Here is an 8,859-nt window from a genome sequence, read left to right as displayed (position 1 = left end):
AAGGTGCGTGAAGACGTGCATCCGCGTGGAATTGAACCAGACGAAAAACGGCTTGTCTGCCTTATGCTGGCGATCGATATAGTCCTTGGCAGCAGCAAGGAATTCCTCATCGATGGTTTCCATCCGCTTGGTATTGAGCGCGCCCGTATCTTCGATCTTTCCATCCGCACTCGACTTGATCACACCGCGCGGGCCGAACTGCTTTCGGAACGACGGATCCTTCGGATAAAAATATCCCTCGGGCTCTTCCTCAGCATTCAGGTGATAGAGATTGCCGAAAAATTCGTCAAAGCCATGATTTGTCGGCAGGTGTTGATCCTGATCGCCGAGGTGGTTCTTCCCGAACTGGCCTGTGGCGTATCCTTTCGACTTCATTACATCGGCAATGGTTGGCATCCAATCCTGGATACCGTGCGGATCGCCCGGCATACCTATAGTAAGAAGTCCGGTGCGAAAGGGCTCCTGACCGAGAATGAAGGACGCACGTCCCGCAGTGCAACTTTGCTGACCATAGGAATCCGTAAAGATCGCGCCTTCTTTTGCGATGCGGTCGATATTCGGAGTACGATACCCCATCAACCCCATTGTGTAGGCGCTGATCTGTGGAATACCAATATCGTCGCCAAATATGACGAGAATGTTCGGCGGCTTACCTGACCCGCCGGATTGGGCTTCGGCGGCTGGCTGTTGAGTTTGCGCGTTACTTCGATCCACGGTGGAGGCCACAGCAAGGGCCGCGACGGCAAGGGAACTGCCGCCAAGCAAAAGTTCGCGGCGGCTGACGGAAGGTGCTCCGTCCGACTTTCCGGTCTTTGTATCCTTCATCGGAAATTCTCCTCAAGAGATTACAATGCGATTGCAATTCAGGCGTGAAAATTCATCGGTGGAAGTACGTTACGGTAAATCCGCGCGTAAATGCTTGTCCGAATTTCAGGCGATGCAACTTTACTCCCCAAGAGCATAGTAAAAACTAGGAAAATATTGTGCCTCCTATGGAGACACTGGTCCCTATCTTGGGGGTGCAGCCAGAGGCATACCCACGCCTAACATTGATCAGCTTGCGAAGGACGGAATCATGTTCACGTCCTTTTATGCTCAACCGAGCTGCATTCCCGGACGGGCTGCGATTCAAACCGGTCGGATTCCAAAGCGATCAGAGATGACAACGGTGCTCAGACAGCAGTACGCCAGCGACCAGTCCATGGTGCTATTTTGACCTGTTATTATCGCCCTGCTTTATCGTATTGAACCGTTGCAGCGTGTTGTAGCGCAAGTTCCTGATTTCAACGACGCCGCCTTCCAGAACCGTGTAGACAACTTCCCCGTTCTTGGCTGTCGCGGTTTCGCCGGGTTTGCCCTCGCCTCTTATGATCTTGTTTATGGTTGCAAGCTGAGATGTGCTGTCGTCCTCGGCAAATGCGGGCGGGGAATGCAGGCCGATGGTAAAGACCAAGGAAAGAAGAGCCGTTACTGGTCTGATCATGACTATCCTCAGCAAGGTGAGCGCAAAGCAAAGCGTCGCAACTTAACTCAATTTGTGCCTTGATGGCGAACGTCATTCTTGGCCATCCTTGATGACTTTTGCAGCGCTTGCCAGTATTGAATGCTTGGGCCCAGTCAGGGCGAACCTCCCGCACCGGAGCAGAGAAATGCCATCGAGCGAATTGTTGATCGCGTTCCTGATAACGACGGCGATCTTCGCCTATATTCCAGGGCCAGCCATGCTCTACGCCGCCGCCCAGACGATCGCGCGCGGACGCCGTGCGGGCTTGATGGCATCCCTCGGCATTCATCTTGGTTGCTATGTCCATGTCATTGCCGCCGCGGCGGGCCTGTCGATGCTCTTTCACGCCGTGCCAATGCTCTACATGCTGGTGAAGCTTGCCGGTGCTGCCTATCTTGTCTGGCTCGGCATCTCGTTGTTTCGTGCCAGGGTCGAGGATGTCGCGCTGCCCGGGATTGAGGCAAAGTCCGGCCGCCGCGCATTCCTTGAGAGTATCAGCGTCGAAGTGCTTAACCCCAAGACCGCCATTTTCTTCATGGCGTTCCTGCCGCAATTCATTGATGCTTCGGCGGCATTCCCCATCTGGGTACAGTTCCTGATCCTTGGAACAATCGTCAACCTGATGTTTTCATCCGCCGACATCGTCTGCGTCTTTCTCGCTGGGGCAATTGTCACGCGGCTCCGGCGCTCAAACCACGCCCGCAGGCTCATGCAGCGGGCCGGCGGCGCCCTGCTCGTCGGTCTCGGCACCCATCTCGCCTTGCAGCGCAGCTAGTCTCCTGTCGGCTCCTCACTCCGTCCGGTGACCGCCCGAACGTCACGCGCGACCTCGCGCATATCATTGTTGAGCTGATGGTCCCGGCCTTCGAGCACGCACATCAACGCGTGCGGCAGAGCTTTCATATAAAGGTCCGTGTGCGCGGCGGGCACCACATCGTCGGCCGTTCCGCGATAAAGATAGATGGGAATGCCGGGCGGAAGTCGATCCGCAAGGTCGTCGCACGCCCCGATGTCATCGTCCGGCCACCCGCCTTCGCCGATGAAAGGCGGTGCTATCAGGAACAGCCCGCCAAACGCGCGTGGTAAGGCCGATTCCGCGAGGACGTGCAGCAGGATCGTGCCGCCGACCGAGTGGCCGACAAGAATTGCACCGTCGTCCAGGCCATCGAACGCGCTGAGCAACGCACCTTTCCAGGCGGCATACTTCGGATCACCCTCATCGGGCATGCGCGGATAGTGGACCGGATAGGCGGCACCGAGTTCCTGTCGGAGGCTCTCCGCAAGCTTGTCGTCCCAGTGATCGTGGGTACCTTCCCCGGCGCCTTGAACGAAGAGGATATCTCTGGCCATCTCCCGATTTTATGCGACTGCACTGACGGGTACAAGACGCGGGCCCGGCGCACAGGCACCTCAGGTGGTAAGGGACAATGCCGCCATTCTCTCGCGTAGCAATGGAACGGCAAAATCCACGAATGCGCGAAGTTTCAGTGGAGTCCGCCCTTGCGCGACATAGACCGCGCTTACCGGCCATGCCGGCGGTTCAAAGTCTTCAAGCAGGAGGACAAGTTTTCCAGCGGAGACAGCGCCTTGCGCCTGGTAGGAGAGCAATCGCGTAACGCCGAGCTCGGCTGCCGCCGCGTCGGCCGCCGCTTCGGCGGTCGTCACGCTGAGCCGCGATTGCACAGGAACGTCGACCTCGCGCTTTCCCTCGACAAAGGTCCATATCCTGGGCGAGTTGAATCCCTCGAAGGTGATGCAGTCATGGGTCGCGAGTTCTTCCGGGCGCGCGGGCGTACCACGTCTTGACAGATAGGCGGGGCTTGCATAGGCCGCCCGTCGGATCATCCCGACCTTCGTCGCCACAAGATTGCTGTCCGGCAGATTGCCAATGCGGATGGCAAGGTCGATGTGATCCTCGATCAGATTGACCTGCCGATCGCTAAGGCTCAATCGCAGATTGATCTGCGGATAGGCCTTGAGGAATTCGGTTACCACCGGCAGCACATGCAAACGGCCGAAAACGATGGGCGCGGTGACGGTCAGGTCGCCCTTTGGCGCTACAAACTCCCCGGCAGCTATCCGCTCCGCTTCTTCGACCTGCTGCAGAATCATTTTGCTCGCCTCAACATAGGCGCGCCCGGCGTCGGTGAGCTCGAACTGCCGGCTCGAGCGTATCAGGAGACGCGTGTCGAGGTGAGCCTCAAGTTCGGCGACTTTGCGACTTACCGTTGCAAGCGGCATGTTTAGCCGTCGAGAGGCCGAAGATAGACTGCCCGCGTCCACGGCAGCCAGAAGCACGGCCATTGCATCAAGACGATCCATCAAGCCTTCCATATTTTGGTAGGATAACTCCCGATTTCCCTTTCTACTGCGATTTGATGAAAGAAGCTATATATGCGTCACGTTCAACGCACGAGGTCACAGTCATGTCGTCCGCCCCTGCCTATTCAAGCGATGTAGCCTTCACGCCGACGGTAAAATCGATCCAGGCGCGCAAGGGTTCGCGCGCCGGTTATGCCAGCATGGAAGAGCGTGGCTCGTGGCGGACGGGGTTCACTCCCGATCTCGTCGCCTTTATCGAGAGCCAGACCAGTGTTTTCCTTGCCACCGCCAATGCGGAAGGCCAGCCCTATATCCAGCATCGCGGCGGCCCGGCGGGGTTCATGCACGTTGTCGATGACCATACGATCGCCTTCGCCGACTTTGCCGGCAATCGGCAGTACATCACGCAAGGCAACCTCGCCGACAATTCAAAGGCCTACCTTTTTCTCATCGACTACCGTACGCGCCAGCGCGTGAAGCTTTGGGGCGAGGCCGAGGTGGTCGAAGACGCCGAACTCACCGCCAAGCTCATGCCCGAGAACTATCGGGCCCGCCCGGAACAGGTAATCATTTTCAGGGTTGCTGCCTGGGATGCGAACTGCCCGCAACATATACCCCTGCGATTCGAGGCTGCGGAGGTCGAAGCAATCGTCGCAGGGCGTGACGTAAGGATCAAGGAGCTCGAGGCCGAGGTAGCACGTCTGCGTAAAGCGCAATCCTCGCAGTAACCCAATCGATTTTCGGCGGGATTTGCACGCTGTTGCCCTGCTGCCACGCAGGTGAAATAGGCGGTCTGCAACCGGCAAAAGTAGCGAGTTGTTAACCTTGGTTTTCTATTCAAATAGGGAGCCCATCGGGTAACACCACACCATTCCGTTTGCAGGCATCATGCGCATCCCAAGAACAAATTTTCCAATTAAAACAGACGAATATGAGTTCGAGACCGAATTGGAGCGGGTGCCGAATCGCGTCCCTCCATATGAGGCACCGGTCGCTGCGCCCGCGCCGGCACAAGCGCCGCTACGCGCCGCCGAGCCGCCCCGCCGTGTGAGCGCCCAATATGAACCTGTCGACGTGCGCCGCAGCATCACGCCTGCGGTGCCGGCCCGTCCGGTGTCCCCGGCCATACGCCCGCAGCGGACAAACTCGATGAACGCTGACGACCCGTCCCTGCCAATCTCCAAACGCATGTTTTCGCTTTCCGAGAATGTGCGGTTTACCCGCACGCCCGACAGCGAACTCCTGAAGGGCAAGCTGCCGGAGATCAAGCCGGCGCCTCGGCCGGCCGCGTCCACAGCCAAGCCCACTCCAATCGCTGTGCCGCAAGCACCCGTTGTTCCGCAAACGCCACACGTCGCGGCAGCGCCACGCCTGGGATCCGCACGTATACAGAAGGTACCCGCACCCGTTCGGGCCGCCGAAGTGGGGCAAGCGTCGCTACCGCCGGTAAGCGCCTCGCCCCTCGCCTATGTCTCGGACTTTGCCTTCTTTGATTCGATGGATATTCCCCTCGATACAGCGCCGAAAATTGTCGCGCCGGCGCGGCCGAACCCGAAGCCGGCCTTCAGCCTTGATGAAATCACCGCCCGGTTTCGCATCGTCGAGTGCACGCCGGCAGGTGTCCTGGAGGCAGCGCCGAAGCCCCGGCTTGTGGCACCGCCACTGGATTCCGAGCCGGTTGAAGAAAGGCTCATCGAAACGTCCGCGCCGATCGTAGCGGAAGTGATCGAGGCCGAGATCGTTATGGAAACCATCGAACCCATGGTCGTGATCGAGGCCGAGCGGACACCGATCGTCATTGAACCGACCCAAGCGCCAAAGCGTCGCGACATCGTACGCTCTGCACAGCCGCTCGCGCCCCGCCCGTTCGCGCTTGCACCGGCCGCGAACCGTGCGATTGCAGCAACGCATTCGGGCGGGTATGAAAAGCCGCCGGTGACGCTGCTCCAGGAGGCGGTGACGCAGGATGCGGTTACGATCTCGCAGGAGACGCTGGAGCAGAATGCCGGCCTCCTCGAAAGCGTTCTTGAGGATTTCGGCGTGCGCGGCGAGATCATCCACGTTCGGCCGGGGCCGGTCGTGACGCTCTATGAATTCGAACCCGCCCCCGGCGTAAAATCCTCCCGCGTCATCAACCTTGCCGACGACATTGCGCGTTCGATGTCGGCGCTCTCGGCCCGCGTAGCGGTCGTCCCGGGCCGCAACGTGATCGGCATCGAATTGCCCAATACGACGCGCGAGACGGTTTATCTGCGCGAGATGGTTGCCTCGGAGAATTTCGACAAGACCAAGTTCAAGCTCGCGCTTTGCCTTGGCAAGACTATCGGCGGCGAGCCGGTGATTGCTGAACTCGCCAAGATGCCGCATCTCCTGGTTGCCGGAACGACAGGCTCGGGCAAATCCGTTGCCATCAACACCATGATTCTCTCCCTCCTCTACCGGCTGACGCCGGACGAGTGCCGGCTGATCATGGTCGATCCGAAGATGCTGGAATTGTCGATTTATGATGGCATTCCCCACCTTCTCACACCCGTCGTCACCGACCCGAAAAAGGCGGTCATGGCGCTGAAGTGGGCGGTGCGCGAGATGGAAGATCGCTACCGCAAAATGTCGAAGCTCGGGGTGCGCAACATCGACGGTTTCAATGCGCGCGTAACCGGCGCCGCCGAAAAGGGCGAGACGGTCACATGCACTGTGCAGACCGGCTTCGACAAGGGCACGGGCGAGCCGATTTACGAGCAGGAAGCCATCGATCTGAAGCCGATGCCGTTCATCGTCATCATCGTCGATGAAATGGCCGACCTGATGATGGTCGCAGGCAAGGAGATCGAAGGCGCCATCCAGCGCCTGGCGCAGATGGCGCGCGCCGCCGGCATCCATCTGATCATGGCGACGCAGCGCCCCTCCGTGGACGTCATCACCGGCACCATCAAGGCGAATTTCCCGACCCGCATCTCCTTCCAGGTCACCTCCAAGATCGACAGCCGCACCATCCTTGGCGAACAGGGCGCCGAACAACTTCTCGGCCAGGGCGATATGCTGCACATGATCGGCGGCGGGCGTATCTCCCGCGTCCATGGTCCCTTCGTTTCCGACGAGGAAGTCGAGAAGATCGTCGCGCACCTGAAGGCGCAGGGCCAGCCCGATTATCTCGACACCGTGACGGCGGACGAGAGCGAAGAAGAAGAGCCGGAAGCCGAGGACAGCGCAGTGTTCGACAAGAGCGCCATGGCAGCCGAGGATGGCAACGAACTCTACGAACAGGCCGTCAAGGTGATGCTGCGCGACAAGAAGTGCTCGACCTCCTATATCCAGCGCCGCCTCGGCATCGGCTACAATCGCGCGGCATCATTGGTCGAGCGGATGGAAAAGGAAGGCCTGGTCGGGCCCGCCAACCATGTCGGCAAGCGTGAAATCCTGCATGGCCGTAGGGAAAGCGCCATGATGGACGATGTGGACTAACGACCCATTTAAACGCAAAAGGCCCGCGCCGGTAAAGCGCGGGCCTTTTGTTTGTGAATGAATTAAGCGGCGTCCTGAATCGCTGAAAGCTTCCAGTCCGCATTGGGCTTGCGCACGAAGGTCCAGACTTCCGTGGTCTGGCTCGGCTCCTTCTCGTCGCCATTGACGATGCGGCCGGTTTCGCGGTCGACCATGGAGTCGATGCTCGAATAGCGCATGGCGGTCGTCGCATATTCCGTATCGCCTTCGGCCCAGGCTTCGGCAATATCCGCCTGCAACAGCTTTACGCTGGAAACGCTGTTGCGCAGGCCATCGGTTGCGTTCTGGCCGAGTTCCTCGGCGAGATAGGACATGGCTTCCGGCGTCGTCAGCTTGCGCAACGTGGCATAATCTTCCTTGCCATAGGCAGTCTGCACTTCCGTCAAAAGCTGCTCGAAACGATCGAGATCATCCTGTTTCAGGCCGATCTCGTCGCCGCCCGCGGAAGCTGCCGCCGCTTGATAGCCGCCACCATTACTGTAGTTGGCATTTCCCGCCGCACCTGAACCCGAACCGATCGTCGGAATTCTGAAGGACGCGTTTGAGGGCGCATTGCCTTCGGCGCTGCGGCCGAATGCAGGCCCGCCTGCCGGCGCCATGGTCGTCTGGCGCGAGCGGAAGAAGCGCATCGCAAGCATCACCACGCCAATAAGGAGCCCGATCTGCAGCAACATGCCGAGGAACCCGGCTGCACCGCCGAAGCCGTGGCCAAGCAAGGTGCCGATCAGGCCGCCGACCAGCAGACCGCCGATGAGTGAGCGGCCCATGCCGCCGAAAAGACCCGGACGCTGCTGCTGGCCCAATTGCGGCTGTGCGGCAGAGGGCTGGGCCGCATCGGGCCGCGGGCTCATGCTGCGCTCGATTGGCGCTGCCGGAGCCGGCGCCGTGCGCGTCGGCGCGGGCGCCTGAAACGTGCGGGCGCCGCGGCTGCCAAACCCGCCGCCACCACGCCGGGCGTCAGCGTCATGGACAACGCTGAATGACACCGCCATGCCCAGGGCAAGAATAGCGGCAATCCGGCTTAAGCGGTTTAGAACGGGCAGCATGCAACAGTCTCCTCAATCATGTTACGAAACATCTGTTGCGCCGCATATGGTGAAAGCCGGCGGGCTTTTGAAGGATCGGCGGCAAGTTTTTCGCTGGCGTCGTGTTGAAAGCGTGCTTCCTTGGGCTCTCGTCCCGAGCAAGCACTCTTGCGGCAACCAGCGAAGCGGCGCCTGTAAATAACACCATCCCGGGCATCGTCGTATTCTCGCCACATCAACCGCTAGGCTTGATGCCTGCTGTTGCGATGGCGCGGCACTTAAGGGGAATGGGTTCTCTTCTACGATCAGCCGACGTTGTGGATCAGGTCTGCAGCGAGACACGAATCTCCAGATGAGGGACCGAACTATTGGTTCATCAATGCGTCGTAATACTCGTGCTCTTGACGTTTTTCGCCTTGCTGGGAGCGCTTGCGCTGTTTTCAGACAATAACGGTCCCCTGCGACAGTCGCCACAGACGACCGTTGAGTCGCCCCTTTAGGCAGGTC

The 8,859-nt window shown here is 59.6% G+C and carries 8 protein-coding genes and 1 pseudogene; 4 read left to right on the top strand and 5 right to left on the bottom strand.

Annotated elements, in window-relative coordinates; translation table 11 throughout:
• Positions 1 to 825: sulfatase-like hydrolase/transferase (locus tag BR48_RS0100790; protein ID WP_027229594.1), on the bottom strand; the 825-nt coding region annotated here is incomplete at its 3' end.
• Between the two features lie 166 nt (positions 826 to 991).
• Here BR48_RS0100790 and BR48_RS25640 point away from each other — a divergent pair.
• Positions 992 to 1,171: pseudogene (locus BR48_RS25640) on the top strand (sulfatase-like hydrolase/transferase); the annotation flags it as partial.
• 36 nt (positions 1,172 to 1,207) lie between these two features.
• Here the strand turns inward: BR48_RS25640 and BR48_RS0100785 are convergent.
• Positions 1,208 to 1,483, bottom strand: a complete 276-nt coding sequence (locus BR48_RS0100785; protein WP_027229593.1) for a hypothetical protein — start codon at positions 1,481 to 1,483, stop codon at positions 1,208 to 1,210.
• 166 nt (positions 1,484 to 1,649) lie between these two features.
• On the opposite strand from BR48_RS0100785, the gene BR48_RS0100780 reads away from it, so the two are divergent.
• On the top strand, positions 1,650 to 2,279 hold the full coding sequence (locus tag BR48_RS0100780; RefSeq protein ID WP_027229592.1) for a LysE family translocator: 630 nt from the start codon (positions 1,650 to 1,652) through the stop codon (positions 2,277 to 2,279).
• On the opposite strand, the gene BR48_RS0100775 is transcribed toward BR48_RS0100780, so the two are convergent.
• Together BR48_RS0100775 and BR48_RS0100770 are read right to left on the bottom strand one after the other, a co-directional pair.
• A complete protein-coding gene (locus BR48_RS0100775) occupies positions 2,276 to 2,854 on the bottom strand; it encodes an alpha/beta fold hydrolase (protein ID WP_027229591.1) in 579 nt (192 codons plus the stop codon). The two genes, BR48_RS0100780 and BR48_RS0100775, sit on opposite strands and share 4 nt — an antisense overlap.
• A gap of 60 nt (positions 2,855 to 2,914) precedes the next feature.
• Entirely contained in the window at positions 2,915 to 3,826 is a 912-nt protein-coding gene (locus tag BR48_RS0100770; protein ID WP_027229590.1) for a LysR family transcriptional regulator, read from the bottom strand.
• A 104-nt stretch (positions 3,827 to 3,930) separates the two neighbouring features.
• Between BR48_RS0100770 and BR48_RS0100765 the strand changes: the two genes are divergently transcribed.
• Together BR48_RS0100765 and BR48_RS23345 are read left to right on the top strand one after the other, a co-directional pair.
• Positions 3,931 to 4,554 carry a pyridoxamine 5'-phosphate oxidase family protein gene (locus BR48_RS0100765; protein ID WP_027229589.1) on the top strand — a complete coding sequence of 208 codons (624 nt, stop codon included), beginning with the start codon at positions 3,931 to 3,933 and terminating at the stop codon, positions 4,552 to 4,554.
• Positions 4,555 to 4,714: 160 nt separating this feature from the next.
• The gene (locus BR48_RS23345) at positions 4,715 to 7,288 is read left to right on the top strand and encodes a DNA translocase FtsK (protein WP_051614387.1); all 2,574 of its coding nucleotides are present in this window, start codon (positions 4,715 to 4,717) and stop codon (positions 7,286 to 7,288) included.
• Positions 7,289 to 7,350: 62 nt separating this feature from the next.
• Here BR48_RS23345 and BR48_RS0100755 read toward each other — a convergent pair whose 3' ends face one another.
• Complete coding sequence (locus BR48_RS0100755) at positions 7,351 to 8,373, bottom strand: Tim44 domain-containing protein (protein ID WP_027229588.1); 1,023 nt, start codon at positions 8,371 to 8,373, stop codon at positions 7,351 to 7,353.
• Between the last annotated feature and the right edge of the window lie 486 nt (positions 8,374 to 8,859).

This window comes from Phyllobacterium sp. UNC302MFCol5.2 (assembly GCF_000686005.1).
In the GTDB taxonomy this organism is placed as follows: domain Bacteria; phylum Pseudomonadota; class Alphaproteobacteria; order Rhizobiales; family Rhizobiaceae; genus Phyllobacterium; species Phyllobacterium pellucidum.
This window is presented reverse-complemented; position numbering and strand designations above follow the sequence as displayed.